Below are 22,344 nucleotides of genomic sequence, written 5' to 3'. Positions count from 1 at the left end.
TCCATCTTTCGTAAACCAAGGTAACTGGCTAATTACTGTTTGTTGCTTTTGAACGACTTCCTGAAAATCACGAAAAGAATGAGGGCGAGCAATGCAGCGGTTGCCATAATCCAGAACATGTTTGAAGTCGCTGCGGCAACGCCCTTGTCAACTCCGAACAGGCCCTTGGTTTCCATGGCAGGGTTCGCCATCAACGCGGAGTACACGGCCATACCGATGGAAGCGGAGGTGTTCATGACCAGGTCGAGAATACCAACGCCGCGCCCGTTCTCGTCGACCGGAAGCGCATAGGATGCCGCATCGTAGAGCGGGGTGTAAACGGCGGTGATACCGGCGATGAAGATGCAGGCCAGTGCGGTCAGCAGCCAGAAGCTGGTCGTGATGAAGATAGCGGAGCCAGCGAAGCCGACAACCAGCATTACCGATGCGATCGCAAGGGTGGTCGTACGGCCGAGCTTGTTGATCAGTGGGCCTGAGAACACGCCTACGATAGTGGCCACCACATAAACAATGGTCAGGCACAGCGAGATCGTGGTAAGCGGCATGTTATAGATCTTGTCGCCGATGATGTTGTAGATCGGCACGCAGGCGAAGTTGAAGAAGTAGTAGACGAACTGCAGCAGAACAATCGACATGAACTTGCCGTTGGTGATGAAGCTCTTCGACAGGAACGGGTGGCTGCTGAAAGCGACCCAAAGAGCGAAGATCGCAGCGAGCGCGATGATGCCGACGATGTACCAAACGCTCGGGAAGGAGAAGTAGATCGCGATGAGTGCCGCGAAGAGTGCGAAGATGATGATGCCGATGTAGTCCATCTTCTCGCCTTTGGCGCTGATGTCGGGGGTGTTCTTCACGATGAACGGCACGCAGAAGATCGAGAGTGCTGGAACGAGGAAGAGATACTTCCAATCGAAGGAGGTGATGAAACCGCCGGCGAAGACGCCGAATGCTGACGCGAGGTAGTACACGGCGTTGAATACACCGAGATAGACGGCCTTTTCATTGTCCTTCAGATACTTCATGGCCATCACCAGGAAGACGGAGCCTTCGACCTGGGCGCCAGCGACCTGAATCATACGTGCGATAAGAACGATCCAGAAGTTCGATGCACCAAAGAAGCCCAGCAAGCTGCCGAGAACCAGTGCGGTAACGCCGGCGATGGTGATTCGCTTGGGCGAGATGAAATCGCAGAGCGTGCCGTAAAGCATGCACACCACACCGAGCACGATGCCTGGAAGGGTGCTGATAAGCGAAGCGCTTGAAGACATGTTCAGCGAATCGCCGATGTTCTGGAACACCAGGTTGAACGCCTGAAGCATCAGTGTGCCGAGGGTAAAGACGATCAGGAGGCTGGGTAGTGCCTTCTTGGTCTTGCGTCGGTTCTCTTCAAACAGAGCGTCCGCTTCCGCGGTCGTTGTTTGGGGGCTGACATCGGTCATTGTCGTATTTCCTTTCCCTGTTTATGCTCAGTCGATCGAGGTTACGAGCGAGAGCAGTCGTTCCATGAATCGTTCCGTGAAACGTTTTGTATCGACTTCCAACGCAACCTTCGTGTTCTTGACAGGAGACAGGAGCCTGGACGGGTCGCCGATGGTGCGGCCAATGCTCGGTCCTTCTGTCTCGACTTTGAGGTTGATTGGGAAGGTCTTGACCAGCGTGGGGTCGAGCGCCACCGCGGCTGCGAGCGGATCGTGCAGGTTGCATACGCCCTGCGGCGCGCCTTCGTCGTTTTCGCTGACACCGATGTAGTAATCGGTCATGTCGGCAAGGAACTTTCCGCTGGTGGTGCCGGTGTCGCGAAGGGCCTGTGTGTTTTCCCTGCTCATCAGCGCCTGGGTGGTAACGTCGAGACCGACCATGGTGATGTCGGCGTCCGTGGCAAACATCTTGTTGGATGCGATCGGATCCTGTCCCATGTTCGCTTCCTGGAATGGATTGCAATTGCCCGGTTGGGTCAACGATCCGCCCATCACCACAAGATGAATCTTGCCGATGATCTCAGGTGCCTTTTCGAGGGCGGCTGCAATGGTGGTGGAAGATCCGGTTGATATGACCACGAGGTCATTGCCGTATTCGCGTACGGAATCGATAATGAAATCGACGGCTGATTTTTCTTCCGCGGTACGTGTGGCGGTGGCGGGAATGGAGATGTTGCCTGTTCCGTTTTTGCCGTGGTAAACGAACCATTCAGGCTCGAAAGATGTGGTCCCCGTGGGGTAGGCAATTCCTTTGTAGACCGGGACGTCTTCCCGATGGTACATCGCAAGAAGATTCAGATTGTTGGTAACGCCCTGCTCGATGACGACATTGCCATAGGTCGCGGTGATGCCGATGAGTTCGGCGTCCGGCGAGCCAAGGATATACGACAAGGCAAGGGCGTCGTCGATACCTGTATCAAGGTCTAGAATAACCTTTTTCATAAAAATGCCTTTCTCAATTACGGGGATTCATTGCTGCGGCGGTGTCCAGAACCTCCCTTGGATGCCGTGCTCCGTTGCATGTTAATTTTTATGAATTTTGATAAAACGCTTTATCAAGATCGGTTTATATAATAATTTGTTTTCCTCAAGGCGTCAAATTAGATGTGCATGTCTTACATATTACGTATCTGATAATATATTGAATAATTTCGTTGATGATAAGCGGCAATATATTTAGAAATGTCGAAAACCAAACCAAAACATTTGTGAATCGTTGCTGATATTGACTGTGGATTTCGGATGTCAATACATATCGGGGTGCAAGCAAAACACTGCAGAAATCGATATGGAATGCAACATTGCATCGCTATTTGCTGCTTGCCGCATCGATGAACCGTGTTGTAATCGAATATTAAGGCAGGAACCCGCAACGATGTGTCCGGCTCTTTGCCGTTTTGCCCCTGTTGATGTCGTCAGTCTCGTTCTGCATGCATTTCATTGATGCCGGCATGTATCTCGGGCAGAGATGATTATCAAAAAGCCGGGCCTGATGTAATATCAGGTCCCGGCTTAGTTCGGTCATTCGGGCGAAGCGGGTGAGTGTCGAATCACTCGCTCTCGCTGTAGATGGCCTTGTTGAAGATGAGGAAGATGGCAAGGCCGATAATGGTGGCGATGGAAGCGACCAGGAACAGGTTGCTGAAGTTCGCAGCATCGCCGGTCAAACCGGCAATGCTGAAACCGGTCATGTTCTTCGAGGTCATCAAGCCACCGATGATGGCGATGCCAATGGAACCGGCGACGTTCATCGCCAGATCGTTCATGCCGACGCCACGGCCGGACTCATCCTTGCTCAGTGTGCCCAAGGCGGTATCGACCACCGGGGAGTACAGCAAGCCCACGCCTGCGTAGTATAGGCATCCGGCGATTGCAAGCGCCGCAGGACTGACGCTGACGCAAAATGCGGCGATGATCAAGCCGATGAGCTGGAAGCAGGCCGCGCAGATGATGCCCGCACGCTTGCCGATCTTGTCGATGATCCAACCGGAGCAGGTGCCGAACACGGCTGCCACCACGAAAGCCCACACGATGTAGAGTGAAACTTCCTGGGTGCCGAGGTGATAGATTCCCGTGCCGATTGCATTGAAGATCGGGGAGAAGGAATAGTTCGGCAGGTAGAAAAGCAGAATCAGACTGATGGCCATGATCCAATGCTTGTTGTGGAAGAAGGTTGGGGTGATGAACGGGTTGGAGGCCTTGTGGATGTACACCGCGAAGACGACGTAGAGAGCGGCCGAAACCAGAAGCATCCACCAAGCGGTGTAGGAGAAGAAGAGGGTCAGGAACGCGGTGGCGGTGCCAAAGATGGTGAAGCCCCAAACGTCCACCTTGTTGCCAGTGCCAGACTTATTCGGCAGGTTGTGCAGCAGGAGCGGAAGGAAGACCACGGTGACGATCGGAATCAGGAAGAGATACTGCCAGTGGATGGAAGTCAGCCAGCCTGCGGCGAAGACACCGATGGCTGCGGAGACCTGATAGCCAGCGGTAAAGATACCGAAGAAGATAACCTTGAGGGAGTCCTTCAAGTACTTGCTGGCAACCACGAGGTAAACCGATCCGGCCACCTGTTCACCGGCTGTCTGGATAATGCGGGCGATGATGACAGTCCAGATGTTTGCCTGCATGAAGATGTTGGCGGCGAATCCGAAAGCGGATCCTACCAGCAGCAGGATGATGCCCACGACGACGAGCTTTTTCAGGGAGACAAAGTCACCCAGGGAGCCGTAAACGAAGCAGACTATGCCGAGCACGATGCTGGGCAGTGCGGTAATCAGAGAAGCCTGAGCCGGAGCTCCGACGTCCTTGCCGACCTCGGTGAACACCAGATTGAATCCTTGCAGGCATAGGGTGCCTAGGATAAAGGTGATCAACAGCGGAATCAAGGCTTTGATGGCCATTTCGTTGGTAATTTCGGGCTCGTTCTGAACTGCCGAAGTTGAGGGGTTGACGGTGCCCTGATTGTTTATTTCGGTCATTCTTTTTCCTTGGAATAGCTTGTTGCGGGTTACTTTGCCGATGCAGCAAGGTTGCCGATACGAGTCATGAATTCGTTCAGGAAGCGTTCCTTGTCGACTCCTACCGCGACTTTGATGGTCTTGTGCGGGTCGTTCAGACGTTCGTTGTCGCCGATGGTGCGGCCGCGAATCTCGCCTTCGGTGTCGACCTTCATGTTCATATCAAGGGTCGTGACCAGCGTCGGATCAACCGCAACAGCCGCCGCGAGCGGATCGTGCAGGCCGCATCCGCCGAGGTGCGGCGAAGTGGTCTCGTAAGCCTTGATGTAGTAATCAACCATGTCCGCAAGGAATGTGGCGGCCGATGTACCGATTTCGCGCCACTGCTGAGAATCCTTGTAGGTCATCAATGTCTGCAGAGTCACGTCAAGGCCGACCATCGTTACTGGTGCACCGGAACGGAAAAGAATGTCACAGGCTTCAGGGTCTTGGGAGATGTTGGCTTCGGTCGTAGCACTCACGTTGCCGCACACGGTCAGTGCGCCGCCCATGATCACGATGCTGCCGATCTCATCCTTGATTTCAGGAGCCTTCTGAAGTGCCTTGGCAATGTTGGTCTCGGGGCCGGTGGGCACGAATGTGAGGTCCTTGCCATACTTTTTGACCGAGTCGATGATGAAGTCGACTGCGTTCATGCTTTCGGCATTGCGAAAGGAATCGGGAATGTTGACGTCACCGATGCCGTTCTTGCCGTGGATGAAAGCGGAAATGTCGGAAACCGCGAACGAGTCTGCGTTCAGGGCATGGCTCTCGCCCGGGTATACGGGTACCTCGGGATGACCGAGCAGGTCGGTGACGGCGAGGTCGTTGCGGATACCTTGATCCACGAGGACATTGCCGTACGTGCTGGTGATGCCGATGAGTTCGACCTCAGGGCTGCCGAGGATGTAGGAGATGGCGAGGGTATCGTCAATTCCCGTATCCAGATCAAGGATGATCTTCTTTTTCATTCCACTGCCTTCCAGTAGCGTTTAGGCTGAAGTGTAACTTCAATATAATGTTATCCAAAGGGCGCCATTGCTCGTAACTTCGCATTAATATTGGTAAAACGCTTTATCAATATGTTAGCAATAATAAATACTTTCCGATAGCTGGCCAAACCACTCTCAGAACAACTGTTTCAACGTGTGAAGGTAAAAACAGTCGCTGAAGCATGCGGCCTTCTTTTATTCTTGGGGCATATATTCGAGGATTTTCAATGGCTTTGGTAAACGGAACCGATCATGGGATTCGAGGCGTTTGTGATCGGTTTTCTGTTGTGAACCAATTCATGGCGTGTCGTAATCACACGGCAAACAACAATCGCCGACAGGTTCACCGCACTGGTGTCAGCTTCGATCGTGCCTGTATGCAGAGGCTTCATCCGCTTGTTTTGCAGCGGGAAGATGATGGCTCGTGACAGTAAAACGAGTGGGGATGCCCCAAAGCGATATTCACCCGTAAAGTGCCTCGATGAACTGGAAGCAGTGGCACAACCTCTGCGGCGATATGCGGCTCTAGTCGACGCTGGTCTGATGCAGCGATCGGATCGAATCCCTGATAACCGTTCTTGGTTTGATCAGCAATGTTTGTGGGTCGCTCAGCCAAGGAGTTTGCTCTGTTGAATCGTTCTGCCGATTGATGCGGTTCATCATGCGATCGTGGCAGGCCTGCACTAGGCTTGGTACGTCCTGATCGATGGTGGTCAGGTCGGAAGCGATGCCGAGGCTGTTCATCACATTGTCGTATCCGGCCACGGAGATGTCATGTGGGATGCTGAGCCCACGTTCGTTTGCTCGCTTCGAAAAACCCAACGCCATCAGATCGTTGCAGCAGAAGACCGCGGTGGCGTCTGAATCGATGATCTGGTCGGCGACCTGATAGCCGCCGTCGAATCGATAGGCACCGTAGCAATCAAGTTCCGGGTCTATTTCGATGTTGTTTTTGCGTAGCTCATTCACGAATCCCGCTTTTCGGGCTTCTGCGTTGCCGTTGTCGTGACGGCCGGAGATGCAGGCGATATTGGTATGACCGGCTTCAACGAACAGTTTCGCGGACAACTGTCCTCCGCAGTAGTTGTCGGATCCGACGGCATCACACCATTTTTCGCGAACCAAGCGATCCGTAAGTACCACGGGGCAATTCATCTGTGCGACCTTTTGTCTCAGATCGGTGGAATCCTTGGTTGATTCGCTTGAGGGGATCAGGAAGAGACCGTCGATGTTGCGCGACTCGAATTGTCGTAACAGCTTGATTTCGTTTGCTTTTGAATCATTCGAATTGGCGATGATCAATGAGTAGCCATCGGTGCTGCAGGCATCTTCAACCTGCTTGGCGAGCGAGGCGAAGAACAAATTCTCGATGTCGGGAACCAGTAGTGCCAGCAGCATCGACTGATTCGTGACCAGGCTTCGCGCGGTCTGGTTGGGGATGTAATGCAGTCTCTCGGCCTCATGCTTGATCAGAGCACGCTTCTCGTCCGAAACGCGGGTTGGATGATTGTTGAGGACCAGCGAGACGGTGGTGATGGAAACTCCTGCGGCGGTAGCTATATCTCTTAGAGTCGCATGTTTTTTCATCGAACCGCCTTTCGCGCTGTAATCGTCGGCTGCGAATGCCGCGCCCGATCTTGATGACCGGTATCCAACCATGCATTCTACCTTAAGAGAAGCTACGGAGCTAGGAAGTACTAGTTGGCGTCGGCGAAGAAAGCCTTGATCTGCTCGCTGCTTCCGTAGGAAGCCTGCGCGCCATAGTTCGTTGCGGCATAAGCAGCAACGTATGAGGCCAAGGATGCAGAATCGCTGAGAGTGAACTTGGAGGCTAGACCGGCGAGCAGCGTACCCATGAAGGCATCGCCGCAGCCAGTGGTGTCCACTGCGTCGATCTTGGCGGCATTGATGTGATAGGTCTGGTCGCCGTCGATGGCCATGGCACCTTCTCCGCCCAGGGTGACCAGGGCTTCTTTAAAGCCGAACTCATGCATAGCGCGAGCGATATAGCCCCAATCCATGCCCAGCCAGTCGCCGTTGCTCGGCTCCGCGATATTGAGCAGCTGAGCCATTTCGTGCTCATTGATCAGCAGGATATCCGAGTACTCGATCAGTTCTTCCGGCAATTTGTCGGTGAAGGGGGAATCGTTCAGAAGCACCTTAATTCCGGCATCGTGGCACATTCTTGCGGTGGCGGTCACGGCATCGATGGGGCTCTCCAGGCACAGGCCGAGTACGGAGGAGTTGAGCAGCACGTCCTTTTGCTGCTCAACATATTCGGAATCTACCTTAGCGTTCGATCCCGCGGAGTAAACGATGGTGTTCTCGCCGTTGTCGTCGACGGTGATCACGGTGGTGCCACTGGCGCCCTCCACGTGGCGGACATGGGAGGTGTCAACGCCGGCATCGGCAAGCTGGGCGAGCAGGAAGTCCGCGTTATCGTCCGAGCCGACCGCACCGAAAATGTTGACGTGAGCGCCGAGGCGTGCGGCCGCTGCGGCCTGGTTGCCTGATTTGCCGCCGGGGAGGATGCGCAGCGGGCCGCCATTGATGGTCTCGCCCGGCTTGGGCAGGCGCTCGGTGGTTACCGTGTAATCGGCATTCATCGAACCGACGATGCTGATGGAACCTGAAATATCAGACAATAAAGAAAGTGGACTCGCGCTCATCTCATCCTCGTTTCGCGTCGATTAAATGTTAAAGCTTCCAAAAACTGAATGAAGGTTATCTGATGGAACATGATAAAACGCTTTATCAAAGAAGTCAAATTCGGTGATGGTGCGGCTTAGATGTGTTCTCATCTCATCCTTTCTGTATGTGTTGGGTCGATGCCCCCGTTGACGCGGGTGGTTGCACCTATTGCCGTATCGGGGCGATAGGTGCAACGGGACGAGGCTGGTTTCAGTAATCGTCTCGCTCCGCCCCCCCCCATCGCTGTCTGTACGAAGGCTCAGCGTGCATACAAATTGCGTGGGTGCATGTCTTCGGGTAGTCCGTCCATCAGCCCTGAGACCGATCCGGACTCGAAGACCGATTTCATGCCGGCCGCCAGAAGCGGGGCGATGGAGAGCACCGTCATGTTGGGCAGGCGCTTCTCTTCCGGTACGGGGACGGTGTCCATCAAGACGATTTCGCGCACGTCGCAGTCCTTTAGTCGCTCCACCGCGGGGCCGGAAAGCAGACCGTGGGTGGCCACTAGGGTTACCGACTTCGCACCGGCTTCATTAAGTGTGCGTACGGCTTCGCAGATGGTTCCGGCGGTGTCGATCATGTCATCGACGACCACACAGTCTCGTCCTCGTACCTCGCCGATGATGCCGTGGGCCACTGCATGGTTGGGGCGCGTCACATCGCGAGTCTTGTGAATGAAGGCCAACGGCAGACCGCCGAGCTTGGATGCCCAGCGTTCCGAGACTTTGATGCGTCCGCCATCGGGGGAGACAATCGTCGCGTTTCCAAGTGGCATCGAGTTTTTCACATAGTCGAGCAGTACCGGCATCGCCGTCAGATGGTCGACGGGGCCATCAAAGAAACCTTGCTCCTGCGAAGCGTGCAGGTCAATGGTCATGATGCGGTCGGCGCCTGCGGTCTGGAACAGGTCGAAAATCAGGCGGGCCGTGATGGGCTCGCGTCCCTGTCCCTTCTTGTCTTGACGGGAATAGCCGAGGAACGGCGCCACCACAGTAATGGAACGTGCCGAGGCTCGCTTGAGAGCGTCAACCATCAGCAGTTGCTCCATAATCCACTTATTGATCGGGTCCGTATGGCTTTGCAAAACGAATACATCAGCGCCGCGCACCGGTTCGGTATAGCGCACATACATCTCGCCGTTGGCGAAGTCGTAGGCGGTGGTTTCTAGAGGCACGGTACCCAGGCATTCTGCAGTGGCCTGTGCCTGCTCTGGATAAGATCTTCCTGTCACCAGTGCCAGTCGTTTTGTGGGTTCTCCTCCGAGAATCGCGGACATGTCTCGCCTTCCGATACATAGACTTTGCGTTCGAGCCAGCAACTCGGCACCTAAGCGCCGAACCTAAACGAGGCAAAGATGAATTATAGAAACCGTCTACCAATGGTACAGGGAACCCCGCGCAAATCGGGTGTAGCGGGTTGCGCCGAATTGACGGACCTTCGTGGTTTGTCGTTGGTGGTTCGAGAATCGCCAATTTCTGAATTGACGTCTGAATCGCTTCGTTGATTATGTATCGATTGGCTGTTGATACGAATACCGAAGGGATCAGGCACCGCTCTTTACGTGTGCGGTTCGGGCGATATGGCCTAAGCTTCGGAATTACTGGAAGTCGTCGCCAGCCCCTACTATGGAAAAGCTATGTTTTGGCGTGGTTTCGCGTCCTGAGATGGCATGCATACACACTCCTGTCGCGGAAAGACCGCGGCCGACTGTAGTCCGAAGGAGGTGGGTGATGTCTGCACACAAGTATGAACTGATGTTCATCGCCGATCCGGAGCTTGACGAGCGAGCCCTGAAGAAGCTGACGAACGAACACATGGAAATCGTCACCAAAGAAGGCGGTTCCGTTTCCGACCCCGATATCTGGGGACGTCGCAAGCTTGCCTATGAGATCGATGGCAAGACCGAAGGCAACTACGTTGTAGTCAACTACAGCTGCGAGCCTGCAGTGAGCGACGAGTTGGACCGTGTCATGAACCTGAACGAGTCCATTATTCGCACGAAGATCCTTCGCAAGGACGCCAAGTAAGTCCGTTTGAGGGAATAATAAATTTAGTCTATTCGCTTTGTGCTTCATAGTTATCGAAGCGCCAAAGGCTTATGAGGAAGGCAAGCATGGCATCGGGAGATACGATTATCACGATCGTGGGCAACCTGACGGCTGACCCGGAGTTGCGCACTATTGGTAGCGGTGCTTCGGTCGCGAGTTTCACGATTGCTTCGACGCCGCGGACATTCAACCGCAACACGAATCAGTGGGAGGACGGGCAACCCCTGTTCATGCGCTGTTCCGCGTGGCGGGATATGGCCGACCATTGCGCGTCGAGCCTGTCCAAGGGCATGCGAGTGATTGCGCAGGGTCGTCTGTCACAGCGTTCGTACACCGCCAATGACGGTTCGAACCGCACGGTCGTCGAGCTTACGGTTGACGAAATCGGCCCCTCGCTGCGCTATGCCACCGCTCAGGTGCAACGTCAAGCTGCTTCCAACGGTGGGTTCCAGGGCGGTTCCCACAACGGTGGCGGTTTCAACGGCGGCGGTAACGGCGGATATCAGGGTGGCGCTGGCTACTCTGGTGGAGCTTCGGCTCAGCAGGCGCAGGGAGGCCAGTCGGCCCCCGCAGCCGATCCGTGGGGCAACTCCGCTGGTTCGGGCGATGGATTCTCCAGTTTCGGAGGCAACTCCGATTTCGGTGGAGATTCCGACGAGCCGGAGTTCTAAGCGCTCTGTAAGAAGCGTAAAACCACAGAATAGACGTTATTTAAGTGTTAAGGAGACATTGATATGTCACGTAAAAGGCCAAAACCACCAGTCAAGCCGTTCAAGAAAAAGCCGAACCCGCTGAAGACCGCGAAGGTCACCGAGATCGATTACAAGGACACCGCTTTGCTTCGTAAGTTCATCTCCGACCGCGGCAAGATTCGCTCCCGCCGTATCACGGGCGTTTCGATTCAGGAACAGCGTGAAATTTCCCGCGCTATCAAGAACGCGCGTGAGATGGCTCTGTTGCCGTACGCCACCAACGGTCGCTGATAGGAAGGCAAGGAACAATGGCTGAAACTAAAGTTATTCTTACCAAGTCCGTCGCGAACCTCGGTCACTCCGGTGACGTCGTTGAGGTCAAGGCCGGTTACGCGCGCAACTACCTTATTCCGCAGGGCATGGCCTTCGCGTGGAGCAAGGGCGCCGCTTCCCAGATCGAGGCCATGAAGCGTGCACGCCTGGCCAAGTCCGTGGCTACCCGTGAGGACGCTGTGGCTGCCAAGGCTGCAATCGACGGCACCACCGTTGAGCTGAGCGCCAAGGTTTCCGAGTCCGGCAAGCTGTTCGGTGGCATTTCCGCCCTCGACATCGCCACCGCACTCGAGTCCAAGGCCGCTGTCGATCCGAAGGCAATTCAGGTCGAGAACATCAAGACCACCGGCGAATTCCCCGCCACCGTGGCTCTGCACCCCGAAATCTCCGCGAACTTCACCGTCAAGGTCGTCGCTGAGTAATTTCACACCATATTGGGTTTAATACTCTAAGCTTAAGCGAAAATCCCGCTCATACCACCAGTACGGGCGGGATTTTATGTTTTGCTCAGCAGCAAAATCTGAATGAGGCATTGGCGCCATATGGTGTTGAAAGCGCCGAATAATAGCTGAGCCGTTGATTGTCCGATTGTTGAGTGGGTCACACTTGTCCAATAATTGTGGCGACCGCCGTATAATGAGGCTGTTGCATGTCCGGAGGGTCGGGGTGTGCAGATTTTCATCTATACCCTGAGTACCTGATTTGGCAGAGCGTATTGAGGTCCGAGATTTTGCAAGAAGAACGTGTTTCGACGCAGACAAACCTTTCCATCGCAGCGGCAGCCTTACTTTCATTTATCGGAATTTTGACCGAGACCTCGCTGAACGTCACGTTCACGACAATGACCCATGAGTTCGGTTTGCCGCTTTCGACTATACAGCTGCTGACTTCCGGCTATCTGCTTATGGTGACCATCGTCATGAGCACCTCGGCGTTCCTGCTCAAACGTTTCGATACACGCCCCCTGTTCCGCTGTGCAGTCGTCGTCAGCATCGTCGGCACCGTCTTGTGCTGCCTGCCTCTGGATTACTGGCTCCTTCTGCTCGCTCGTCTATTGCAGGCCGCGGCCACGGGTATTTCCACACCGCTGCTGATTCATGCGATTCTTTCCCTCGTACCTATAAGCCGTCGCGGCACCTACATTGGGCTTGCCAACATGGTTACCTCGTTTGCACCGGCTTTAGGCCCGACTTATGGCGGCCTTATCAACCACTACTTCTCTTGGCGCATTATTTTCGTGCTGACGTTGCCGTTGCTCGTCATCGCATGGATTTTGGGTGAGACAAACCTGCGTCTGAAAGCCAAGGGCGCAGATGAATCGTTTGATGGCATAGGACTCGTGCTGCTGAGCCTGTTTATGGTCAGTTTCACACAGATTTTCGACCAGATTGGGGTCAACGGCGGGTGGTCGTATCGTGTGGGCATTGCCATTGGTGCTTCCGTGTTGCTGCTCGGTTTGTTTGTGTGGCGTTGCCTGAATGCCAAGTGGCCGCTGCTTGACCTGCGGCTGTTGTGCAAACCGATCGTCGCTTTGCGCGGTGTGAACTATGCGGTTTTGCAGTTCATTAATATTGGCAGTTCCTTCCTCTTGCCCGTGTTCGCGGAAAATCTCCTTGGTATCGATTCTCTGACCGCAGGGCTCATGCTGCTCCCGGGCTCCCTGCTGGGTGCCTTCATTGCCCCGTTGGTCGGCAAGGTCTATGATCGGCGTGGTCCGACGTTGGTGTTGCTTATCTCCAATAGTTCGCTGCTTGTCGGCGCGGTGGCCCTTTGGTTCATGACAGATAAGGCGTCCGTTGTGTTGCTGGCGCTGCTCTATATGTTCCTACGTGCTGGATTCAATTTTGGCTACGGCAATACCATGTCGGATGCGAGCAAATTCGTTCCCGTCGAACGGCAGACCAATTTCAACTCGTTGTTCAACGTGTTACAGCAGTATGCGGGATCCTTGGGCACGAGCGTGCTTTCTTCCTCGCTTTCCTTGAGTGAGGCCCATTTCCCTGACGACATCAAAGTTGCTTCGATTGATGGGGGAGAAAATGCCTTCGCCTTGCTTATCGGGCTTTCGGTGGTGGCATTGGTGTTGACTCTCGTTTCCGTCAGGATCCGCAAGCACCAGCCTGTTCAGATGCATTCTGTAGGGGAATAGCACAGCCACCGACGGCGAGCGTCTCATTGTCCGCTTGAGTGATCGCTTCCTGAGCCGGATGTCCATCATGCCCAGTCTGATATGGGTGATTCCAGTGTACGGTTACCACACCAAATGATTGATTCTGTTGAACATTGCACTAGACAAAATTATCTCAAAAAGATATCGGTTAGCCGTTAGTGATACTATCTCGTAGAACTTTAATCATGCGGAAAGTGCTGTACATGCAGCACGGTTCTGTGGGAAGCGGCAAAGAGAGGGTTGTATGGGTTTGAGGAACGGTATTCGGTTATTGGGTGGACGTGCGACCGCAGTGCTTGTCGCCGTCGCCTTGGCTGTGACCGGTCTGTTGGCGGTGCCGTCCAGTGCTTATGCAGATGAGGATGGTGCAGGGGAATGCATCGTCGGGACCAGCACAATAAGACAGTGTTTTGGTAGAGATGTGGCTGCTAAAGTAGTCAGAGCCTTACAGGCTCAAGGTGTTGGTACGACTTTGAGGGATACCTCTGTATTGTCTCAGGCATATGCGGACATGGTTAAAGCGTTGAATCTTCCTGATGCACCACATATCAAGAACCTTGAGAAGTTGACTAACCTGGAAGAGCTCACTCTCACAGATGCTTCCACTCCATCAGAGGAATTCGCCGTGCTGCGGAGTTTGAAGAAGCTGACGAAACTGACATTGGCCGCTAAACAATTTAAGAATATCGAATATCTTGACCAGTTGCACAATCTCAAGGATTTGTCGATCAAGAAATTTGCAGGTGAGGATAAATTTGATTTGCTGCCGCGCTACAGCCCCGGCTTGGAACGTCTGCGCTTAGAGACATGCAAAATAGGTGCAACTGTATACGATGCGTGGCTGGCAGATTCGACCAAACCAAAGTCGAATATCGCTTGGATTGCGCAATTGCACAATCTGACAAGCGTTAGCCTAAGCGATAATGACATTCAGGATCCGTCCGGGCTGGGGGCACTAACCTCGTTAAAAGAGTTGAATCTCGATTCGAACCACATTATTGACATCTCGTCTTTGTCCAGTCTCTTGACTCAATTGGACGCGTTTTCTGCAGACGAACAAGTATGTCAGTATCCTGATTATCAAGTGAGCAATCCAGGTGAATCGTACAAGATATATGATGCTGTCGTTGCTGATGGCAATCCCAAAACATACGCGCCTATCACGGGTTCTGATCCCGTAGGCGGAGATGTGAATATCCGTGAAGGTTATGTGGAATGGCGCTCCCCGAAGGCCGATATTCATGGTCTGGGATTTTCGGCTTTGGTAGGAGGTTCCAAGAACTTCAAGTTCGAAGGCTTCGTGAATCAGGTCGTAAAAGTAAAGGTGATCTTCTTTGATGTTGACGGTACCACGGAAATTGGTTCGGAGGTCATTGGCACTCCGTCGAGTGTGCCGTTCCCGACCAGGTCGAAAGTGGGTTATACGCCTTGTTGGCAGAAGGATGGTGTAACTGGATGCCTTCCGACTGATTATAAGTTTGATTCTGCTTCCGAAGTGAAGTTGACGTGGGTCGCGAAGAAGTACAAGGCCACGTTCGTGACGCATAAGAGTGACGTCAGTAATCCTCCTGATCAAGTCATCGAGTATGACGGGAAAGTTACGGCTCCGGAAGATCCGAAATCTCATGGTTATGATTTTAAAGGTTGGTCCTTGAACGAGAACGGTGCCGGTAGCAACTATGATTTTGCTAATACGCTGGTCACCGGCGATGTGACACTGCATGCACAGTGGGAGAAACACAAGTTCAATGTCGATTTCAAGGATTCCGTCGGCGGCAGCACATTGGCGGATAGACAGAGTGTGCCTTTCCAGGAGCATGCGAGTGCTCCGACTGCTCCCACCAAGGTGGGCCACACCTTTAAAGGGTGGACCCTTGATAAGGAAGGTAAGCATCCCTTCGATATCGCGAATGACCCGGTTACCGATGACATCGTTCTGCACGCGCAGTGGGACGTCAACAAGTATGATGTAAAGTTCGAAACAGGCAGTCCGTCTGTGGCTGCTCCGCCGGTGCAGAGCGTCGACTATAACGGGACCGCGAAACGGCCCGCAGATCCGGTCAGGCCCGGTTACGTCTTCGAAGGCTGGGGGCGTAACGAGGATGGAACCGATCCATACCCGTTTGATGACGCAGTGACCAATACCATCACCTTGCATGCGAAGTGGAAGAAGGCGAAAGTCCATTTCGATGAACAGAACGGCACTCCGGTCTTTACGACCGAACCTGCCGACAACGGTATTCCCGGCAAACCGGCGAATCCGGTGCGTGAGGGCTTCGAGTTTGTCGGATGGTCTCTGAGCAAGGATGGTTCTACTCCGTTCAATTTTGATTCCGCCTTGCCTGATGGCACGACGGTGTACGGTATTTGGAAGCGGATTGTCCATCCAGTGCAGTTCGATACTCAAGGCGGTTCGAACGTTAGTTCGCAGAGCGTAGCGCATGGCGATCTTGCATTCAAGCCTGCGGATCCGGTTCGTAAAGGATATCGTTTCAAGGGATGGACTTCGGATCCCGAGGGTCACGATCCGTTTGATTTCTCGGCTCGGGTGATTTCGGCAAGGAAGGCTTACGCCCAGTGGGAGAAGGTCGATGATCCTGTTGGAGAGAACTCCAAGAATGATCCTGCTCGTCACGCTTTCAATTCGAAAAAGGGTCCGTCCACTTTCAGGGGTGCGTTGGCGCATACCGGTGTTGGCGTGTTGGCGGTGCTGGTTATGGTTGTGGCGCTTCTCGCTGCCGGTGTCGCTCTCGTGTTGATTCGCAAACGCAAGGATGATGAGCCGAACAGCAGTAAGTAAATTGGGTTGGTCGCAATTGGATTGTTCGACGATGCGATTGGTGATATATTGCTGTAGTTAAGCTAAAACAAAAAGGACCCGCGGAAGCGGGTCCTTTTTGTACTTGGGAAATTTCGCGTATAATCCCAAACCTTAGTGTTTTCAATGTTTCTGAGATATAGAAAAGGTACCGTCAGATGACGATACCTTGCATGTGCCCCCACGGGGATTCGAACCCCGGACACGCTGATTAAGAGTCAGCTGCTCTAACCAGCTGAGCTATAGGGGCGCTGGCTTAATGACAAGAGCCAAAAGAAAGTATACATAGAAACTTGATATTGCGCAAGGTGGTGTGTCGTTGTGGGGCGTCTTGCGGTCATGAAGAATGTCTATTATGGATGTTTGATCGCATCGGACACGGGTTGGAGGATGCCGTGAGGGACAATGATTCGTCAGATAGGGACCCGCGTAACGTGAGACATGACCGAGGAGGTTTCTTCCTGCGGCCGCTGGGTCGAACTCACTTTGCCTGTATTCGTGATTGTTTCCATGCAATTCGTCGTAAGGCTTCGCCGAAAGTTGCCAAGTCGGTGTATCGGACGCATTGTATGGGGACGTTATCGGTATCTTTGGTAGTGATTGTTGCTGTCATTGTTGTTGCAACGGCAACTAATGCGCGCATTGCTGCTGAGGAAGACAATCCTCCTCGGCCCTCCCACGACGATCCTGCCGTGAAACGTCCTGCAGAGCAGCGGAAGGACGAGTCTGTGCAGCAGCGGAACAAAGAAATGGTTCTGGGCAAGGCGACGGTGCAGTCTGCACTGATAGATCGGAGCCGTAGGGAAATTCTTGCTGGCGCACAGGCAACGGCAGCGGCAAGTGGCAAGAGCGTACGGCAATACTCCTACTGCGTGAGTGCCAAAGGCGAGGTCGGTGGAGCCGGTGTGCAACAACAATTTGAGAACGTTGTTTTCCGTACTCTGAACGATGCTCGCGGGTGGCCTCGTGCCGGCGCGACCTTCACATATAGTGCCGATTCGGGCCAGTGCGATTTCGTCGTATACTTGGCGCAGCCCTCGTTGATGACCTCGTTTTCGGACAACTGTTCCGACAAGTACAGTTGCCGCGTGGGCAATGATGTCATTATCAACGAAGCTCGTTGGAATGGGGCTACTGAGCGCATGTTGCAGGCGGGAATGTCGTTAGATCGTTACCGTAGCATGGTAATCAACCATGAGGTCGGCCACCGTCTGGGGCATCTTGACAACGAGCACGTGTGTCCAGGTCCACAAGCCCTCGCGCCGCTGATGCAGGAGCAGTCGATTGACCTGCATGGTTGTGCCCCAAACGAATGGCCTACCGATTCCGAGCTTTGGATTGATTGAGCGATTGAATGAGCGATGAACAAGTGGGTGTTGAAGCAGGCGAAGCCGCCAGTGCGGAGGCAGCGAACGTTGCAGGTTGCCGTGCTGAGCTGTCGCCGCGGATAGGCCGTTTTGCGCCGACGCCTTCGGGAAGGCTGCATGTCGGTAATGTCTATGCGATGCTGGCCACTTGGCTTTCCGTGCACGCGTCAGACCGAGATCTCGCCAACCGTATCGATCGGCGTGAAGCGCTGAACTGCGATATTGATAAAAAGGGGGAAAACGGACGGCAAGATAAGAGTTGCCACAGCGATTCTTCCAGCGGTGCCGCTCGTTCTCGGGGCAAGGTTTTGCTGCGCATTGAGGATGTGGATGCCTCCCGTGCGGTGAAGGATGCCGATAAGTGGATTATGGACGATCTGCACTGGCTCGGGCTAGATTGGGACGGCGAGCCGGTATATCAGTCGCAGCGTGCCGACATTTACGATGATGCTTTGCGTCTTTTGAAGTCGAACAGCTTGTCCGACGTGGAATTCGCTGGTCAATCACGAAAGGGCGGTACTTCTGACGGCAAGGCTTTCAACGATAAGGCTTGTGCTGGCGAGACGCCCCGGCGATCCGATGGCGATGCGTTGCCGGCCGACTTCCCACTTGTCTATCCGTGTTTCTGCTCACGCTCCGACATTCATGCCGCCGCAGCACCGCAGGAGGGTGATGGATTCCTTCTGTATCCGGGTACATGCCGCAAACTGTTGGCCGGGCACCCCGATGAAGTGCGTTCTCGATTGGATGCTGGCCGGCGTCATTCGCTGCGTCTGGCAGTGCCGCAGGAGTGTCCTGGCGAAAGGACCGTTGTGTTCGACGATCTGGTGTTTGGCGAGCAGCGTTTCGACCTGCCGAGCCAGGTTGGGGATATGGTGATTCGACGCTCCGACGGCATCTTCTCCTACCAGCTTGCCGTGGTCGTGGACGACTGGCTGACCGGTGTCAATGACATCGTTCGTGGTCGCGATTTGTTACGTTCCACGGCCATGCAGATATGGATCAGGCATGTTTTGGCTGCCTCTGGCTTCGAGACTCGATACGGTCTTGTGCCGAAAACCATTGGAGCTGCAAATGGTTTGATGGCGTGCGGCGTTTCGTGCGCCGACGCCGTTGGCGTGCCCGTTCTGGATTCCGCATCTCTGCCGCCCGCGATGCAAGGAACGCAGCTCTATCCCACGTACGCCCATCTGCCGCTGCTTGACGACTCCGAGGGGGTTCGTCTTGCCAAGCGGAAGGGGTCGCTGGATATCGGCACTTTGCGCGATGCCGGGGCCAGCCCGGAGCAGGTCGTCGGCTATTGCGCATGGCTGCTGGGCATCCGGCCGCCGGGAGGTGTCCACATGTCGAACACCATCGGGCCGGTTCCGATGAGTGCTCAGGAAGCCTTGCAATTCTTCGTTTGGGACGGTGTCCGTGCGGACAGGTCCGACCGCATTTTGCCTCTAGGTTGGTCCGATGATTTGACACGAATGAAAACGAACGTGTAGCCTGACTACCGATAATTGAACACTGCAAACCGATGAAGCGGGGAAGTAGGCGGAAACGCGCGAAGAGCGAGCCTGGGACGGTGGGAGCCGGGACGAAAAGCGAGCCGTTGAGTGGGCCGCCGAGGGCGCACCGATTGGTTAGAAACAACCATGAGGCTGTGACGTGAAGGCATACGTCAGTTGCTGGAGACGTGTTGGCGTCTTTAAGAGCACGGGAGACCGTGAATCAAGGTGGCACCGCGGGCATTCGCTCGTCCTTGGCTGTAAGCGACAGCTGGGACGGGCTTTTTTAGTCCCAAAAGAGACGAAAGTCTTGAGGGGGGTGCCACGATGAGTGTGCACAAGAACGGCGCTGTGGGCGCGGGCGGCGAATCGATCACTCGACGCGCTTCGAGCGTGCAAACCGAGTGCTCGGATATTCGCCCCTCGATCGAAGAGGTGCGTGAGCTGGCGAAAACCGGTCCCTATCGCCGTATCCCCGTGATGCGCGAGCTGCTTGCAGACCGTCTGACCACCATTGAGGCCATGCGCCGCGTGCGTGCGGTTTCCAACCATTGCTTCCTGTTCGAGAGCGCGGAGGCGGGTCAGCGGCTTGGTCGTTACAGTTTCCTCGGCTTTGCGCCGCAGCTCGAGCTGACCTGCAAGGACGGCGAGCTTACAGTCAAGCATGTTGCTTCCGCAGGCCATGGCACGCAAGACACCGTGGTGGAACGGAGCCATGTCGATCATCCCAAGGAAGCGATACGGGACGTGCTTATCCGATATTGCAGCCCCTGCCTTGAAGGTTTTCCGCCATTCGCCGGCGGTCTGGTCGGTTACTTCTCCTTCGAATACCTGGCGTATGCCGAGCCGGTGCTGAAACGAGCGGCACAGGATCGTGCGAATATGCCCGATGTCGATTTGATGCTTTTCGATCAGCTCATTTCTTTCGATTCCTACCGTCAGCGTCTTCAACTCATTGCCGGCGTCGATGTCGATGATGTGGACGCTTCCTATGAGCGTGCGGTTCATCGCATCGATGAAATGCAATGTATTCTCGAAGACGGACGGCGTTACGAGTTCAGGCCATTGAACTTTGAGAACGAGCTTGAGCCGACCCCTAACTGCTCTCGTTACGCGGATATTGTCGGCAAAGCGAAGCGCTACATCCATGACGGCGATATTTTCCAGGTCGTGCTTTCCAATCCGATTGTCGCGCAGGCATCGGGAAGTCTGTTCGACACATACCGGTTGATGCGTGCCGAAAACCCGAGCCCGTATATGGTCTTTATGTCCAGCGACAACATCGAAATCGCCGCGGCCTCGCCCGAAACACTGGTGCGCCTCGAAAATGGGAGGCTGCTCACCTATCCGCTAGCCGGCACTCGTCCGCGCGGTGAGACCACCGAGGAGGACCGGCGCATCGAGCATGATTTGTTGCACAATGAGAAGGAACTGGCCGAACACAACATGTTGGTAGATCTCGGGCGCAACGACATCGGTCGCGTGTCCAAACTCGGCAGTGTCGAGGTGGAGCGGCTGCACGATATCGTGCGCTTTTCGCATGTCATGCACATCGGTTCCACGGTGGCCGGCGAACTGGCCGATGGCAAGGATGCGCTGGATGTGGTGGACTTGGTGCTTCCTGCTGGCACTCTTTCTGGAGCACCTAAAATCCGCGCCTGCCAGATTATTTCGGAGCTTGAAGGTTCTTCTCGAGGAATTTACGGTGGTGCGATCGGTTATCTCGATTTCTCCGGCAATCTCGATACATGCATCGACATCCGTCTCGCGTTCAAGCATCGAGACAGGCTTTGCGTGCAATCAGGTGCTGGAATCGTAGCGGATTCTGACCCCGACAAGGAGTTCGAGGAATGCCGCAACAAGGCGCGCGCCGTGATGAACGCCGTCGTGCAGGCGAACGGAGGTGTGGCATGATTACCATCGTCGACAATTACGACAGCTTCTCATACAATCTTTACCAGCTCATCGGCTCCGTCCTGCCGGACGTGCGCGTCGTGCGCACCGTCGATTCGGATGAAATCATGGCCGTGCAGCATGTCGCGCGCCCGCTTTTTGGTGTTCAGCTCCATCCCGAAAGCATCCTGAGTCCACAAGGCGAAACGATGTTGAGGAACTTCATCGCCGTTGTCGATCGTTTTGGCGATCGGAGAAGCGCATGAATCAACCTGTCGAACCATTTATTAGCAACCGTCACCAAGGCGAAGGAGGACCTGATGATCAGTGAGGCCATCATCAAAATCGTCAACAAGCACGACCTGACCTACGATGAGGCATATCGAGCGATGAAAGAAATCATGGGTGGCGAATCGACTCCCACCCAGAATGCGGCCTTCCTGGCGGCGCTTTCTACCAAGTCCGCCAAAGCCGAAACCATTGATGAGATCGCCGGATGCGCAGCTGCCATGCGAGAGCTGGCTACCACGGTGTCGCATCCAGGTTTTTCCACGTTGGATATCGTCGGCACGGGCGGCGACAACTCCAATACCTTCAACATTTCCACAACAGCGGCGCTTATTTGCGCGGCAGCCGGAGTGAAGGTCAGCAAGCACGGCAACCGTGCGGCCAGCTCGAAGTGCGGCACTGCCGACTGCCTCGAAGCGCTGGGCGTGAACCTTTCCTTGGCTCCCGAAGAAGCGGTCGAATTGCTGGAAAAGGACAATTTCGCATTTCTGTTCGCCCAGCTCTATCATTCGGCGATGCGTTACGTTGGTCCGATTCGCAAGGAGCTCGGATTTCGCACGGTTTTCAACATTCTCGGTCCTCTGACCAACCCTGCCAGACCCGACTATTTCCTGCTCGGCGTCTACAACGAATATCTCGTCGAGCCAATCGCGCACGTACTGGAAAGCCTCGGTGTGAAGCGGGCGATGGTGGTCTATGGCCGCGATCGGATGGACGAGGTCTCTCTTTCCGCCGAAACCGCGGTCTGCGAACTGCGCGACGGAGAATATCATGCAATGACGCTGACACCGGAGGAATTCGGACTCAAGCGCTGCAAGAAAGATGATCTGCTTGGCGGTACTCCCGAGGAGAACGCGGCGACGGTTCGTGCCATTTTTGCGGGCAAGCAGACCGGGGCCAAACTCGAGGCATCACTGTTCAACGCTGGCTGTGCACTGTATGTCGCCGGCGCCACGCCTTCCATCGGCGAAGGCATCGGGCTGGCTCGTGAACAGATTTCGTCGGGCAACGCGACAAGTGCGCTGGACACCATCGTCGCAGATTCGCAGGCGTTCGCAGAGAAGTACACGGAAGGAGAGGCCTGA

The 22,344-nt window shown here is 54.7% G+C and carries 18 protein-coding genes and 1 tRNA gene; 11 read left to right on the top strand and 8 right to left on the bottom strand.

The annotated features are described in order from the left end of the window. Positions 1–32 precede the first annotated feature (32 nt). The 7 genes from GA0061077_RS05120 to GA0061077_RS05090 all read right to left on the bottom strand — a co-directional run bounded on the left by GA0061077_RS05120 (position 33) and on the right by GA0061077_RS05090 (position 9,433). Positions 33–1,439: an MFS transporter gene (locus GA0061077_RS05120; RefSeq protein WP_091847861.1), complete on the bottom strand. Its 1,407-nt coding sequence runs from the start codon at positions 1,437–1,439 to the stop codon at positions 33–35. 27 nt (positions 1,440–1,466) lie between these two features. Then, the gene (locus GA0061077_RS05115) at positions 1,467–2,420 is read right to left on the bottom strand and encodes a nucleoside hydrolase (protein WP_091847860.1); all 954 of its coding nucleotides are present in this window, start codon (positions 2,418–2,420) and stop codon (positions 1,467–1,469) included. Positions 2,421–3,028: 608 nt separating this feature from the next. Further along, on the bottom strand, positions 3,029–4,456 hold the full coding sequence (locus GA0061077_RS05110) for an MFS transporter (protein ID WP_091847859.1): 1,428 nt from the start codon (positions 4,454–4,456) through the stop codon (positions 3,029–3,031). A gap of 29 nt (positions 4,457–4,485) precedes the next feature. Further along, complete coding sequence (locus tag GA0061077_RS05105) at positions 4,486–5,445, bottom strand: nucleoside hydrolase (protein WP_091847858.1); 960 nt, start codon at positions 5,443–5,445, stop codon at positions 4,486–4,488. Between the two features lie 546 nt (positions 5,446–5,991). Beyond that, positions 5,992–7,053, bottom strand: a complete 1,062-nt coding sequence (locus tag GA0061077_RS05100) for a LacI family DNA-binding transcriptional regulator (RefSeq protein ID WP_091847857.1) — start codon at positions 7,051–7,053, stop codon at positions 5,992–5,994. 110 nt (positions 7,054–7,163) lie between these two features. Then, complete coding sequence (locus GA0061077_RS05095) at positions 7,164–8,135, bottom strand: ribokinase (protein WP_091847856.1); 972 nt, start codon at positions 8,133–8,135, stop codon at positions 7,164–7,166. A gap of 281 nt (positions 8,136–8,416) precedes the next feature. Next, entirely contained in the window at positions 8,417–9,433 is a 1,017-nt protein-coding gene (locus tag GA0061077_RS05090) for a ribose-phosphate diphosphokinase (protein ID WP_091847855.1), read from the bottom strand. A gap of 454 nt (positions 9,434–9,887) precedes the next feature. Here GA0061077_RS05090 and rpsF point away from each other — a divergent pair, with 454 nt between their 5' ends. The 6 genes from rpsF to GA0061077_RS05060 all read left to right on the top strand — a co-directional run bounded on the left by rpsF (position 9,888) and on the right by GA0061077_RS05060 (position 16,200). Further along, positions 9,888–10,184, top strand: a complete 297-nt coding sequence (gene rpsF, locus GA0061077_RS05085; protein WP_091847854.1) for a 30S ribosomal protein S6 — start codon at positions 9,888–9,890, stop codon at positions 10,182–10,184. Between the two features lie 86 nt (positions 10,185–10,270). Continuing rightward, on the top strand, positions 10,271–10,876 hold the full coding sequence (locus tag GA0061077_RS05080) for a single-stranded DNA-binding protein (RefSeq protein ID WP_091847943.1): 606 nt from the start codon (positions 10,271–10,273) through the stop codon (positions 10,874–10,876). Between the two features lie 63 nt (positions 10,877–10,939). Then, on the top strand, positions 10,940–11,188 hold the full coding sequence (rpsR, locus tag GA0061077_RS05075; RefSeq protein ID WP_091847853.1) for a 30S ribosomal protein S18: 249 nt from the start codon (positions 10,940–10,942) through the stop codon (positions 11,186–11,188). Positions 11,189–11,205: 17 nt separating this feature from the next. Next, a complete protein-coding gene (gene rplI / locus GA0061077_RS05070; protein WP_091847852.1) occupies positions 11,206–11,652 on the top strand; it encodes a 50S ribosomal protein L9 in 447 nt (148 codons plus the stop codon). Positions 11,653–11,960: 308 nt separating this feature from the next. Continuing rightward, entirely contained in the window at positions 11,961–13,379 is a 1,419-nt protein-coding gene (locus GA0061077_RS05065) for an MFS transporter (protein WP_159426919.1), read from the top strand. A gap of 265 nt (positions 13,380–13,644) precedes the next feature. Continuing rightward, positions 13,645–16,200: an InlB B-repeat-containing protein gene (locus tag GA0061077_RS05060; protein WP_091847850.1), complete on the top strand. Its 2,556-nt coding sequence runs from the start codon at positions 13,645–13,647 to the stop codon at positions 16,198–16,200. Between the two features lie 194 nt (positions 16,201–16,394). Here GA0061077_RS05060 and GA0061077_RS05055 read toward each other — a convergent pair. Further along, positions 16,395–16,468: transfer RNA gene (locus GA0061077_RS05055), tRNA-Lys, on the bottom strand. 442 nt (positions 16,469–16,910) lie between these two features. Between GA0061077_RS05055 and GA0061077_RS05050 the strand changes: the two genes are divergently transcribed. From GA0061077_RS05050 to trpD, 5 genes are all read left to right on the top strand, one after another. Beyond that, complete coding sequence (locus GA0061077_RS05050; RefSeq protein ID WP_234696518.1) at positions 16,911–17,564, top strand: DUF3152 domain-containing protein; 654 nt, start codon at positions 16,911–16,913, stop codon at positions 17,562–17,564. A 158-nt stretch (positions 17,565–17,722) separates the two neighbouring features. Continuing rightward, positions 17,723–19,075 (top strand): glutamate--tRNA ligase family protein, encoded by a 1,353-nt coding sequence (locus tag GA0061077_RS07260; protein WP_091847942.1) that lies wholly within the window; start codon positions 17,723–17,725, stop codon positions 19,073–19,075. A gap of 330 nt (positions 19,076–19,405) precedes the next feature. After that, positions 19,406–20,992, top strand: a complete 1,587-nt coding sequence (locus GA0061077_RS05040; RefSeq protein WP_200754446.1) for an anthranilate synthase component I family protein — start codon at positions 19,406–19,408, stop codon at positions 20,990–20,992. After that, positions 20,989–21,237: a glutamine amidotransferase-related protein gene (locus GA0061077_RS05035; RefSeq protein ID WP_091847848.1), complete on the top strand. Its 249-nt coding sequence runs from the start codon at positions 20,989–20,991 to the stop codon at positions 21,235–21,237. The genes GA0061077_RS05040 and GA0061077_RS05035 overlap by 4 nt, the downstream gene beginning before the upstream one ends. Positions 21,238–21,291: 54 nt before the next feature. Next, positions 21,292–22,344, top strand: coding sequence for an anthranilate phosphoribosyltransferase (gene trpD / locus GA0061077_RS05030; RefSeq protein ID WP_091847847.1), 1,053 nt, complete (start codon positions 21,292–21,294; stop codon positions 22,342–22,344).

The organism is Bifidobacterium commune, from assembly GCF_900094885.1.
In the GTDB taxonomy this organism is placed as follows: Bacteria; Actinomycetota; Actinomycetes; order Actinomycetales; family Bifidobacteriaceae; genus Bifidobacterium; species Bifidobacterium commune.
This window is presented reverse-complemented; position numbering and strand designations above follow the sequence as displayed.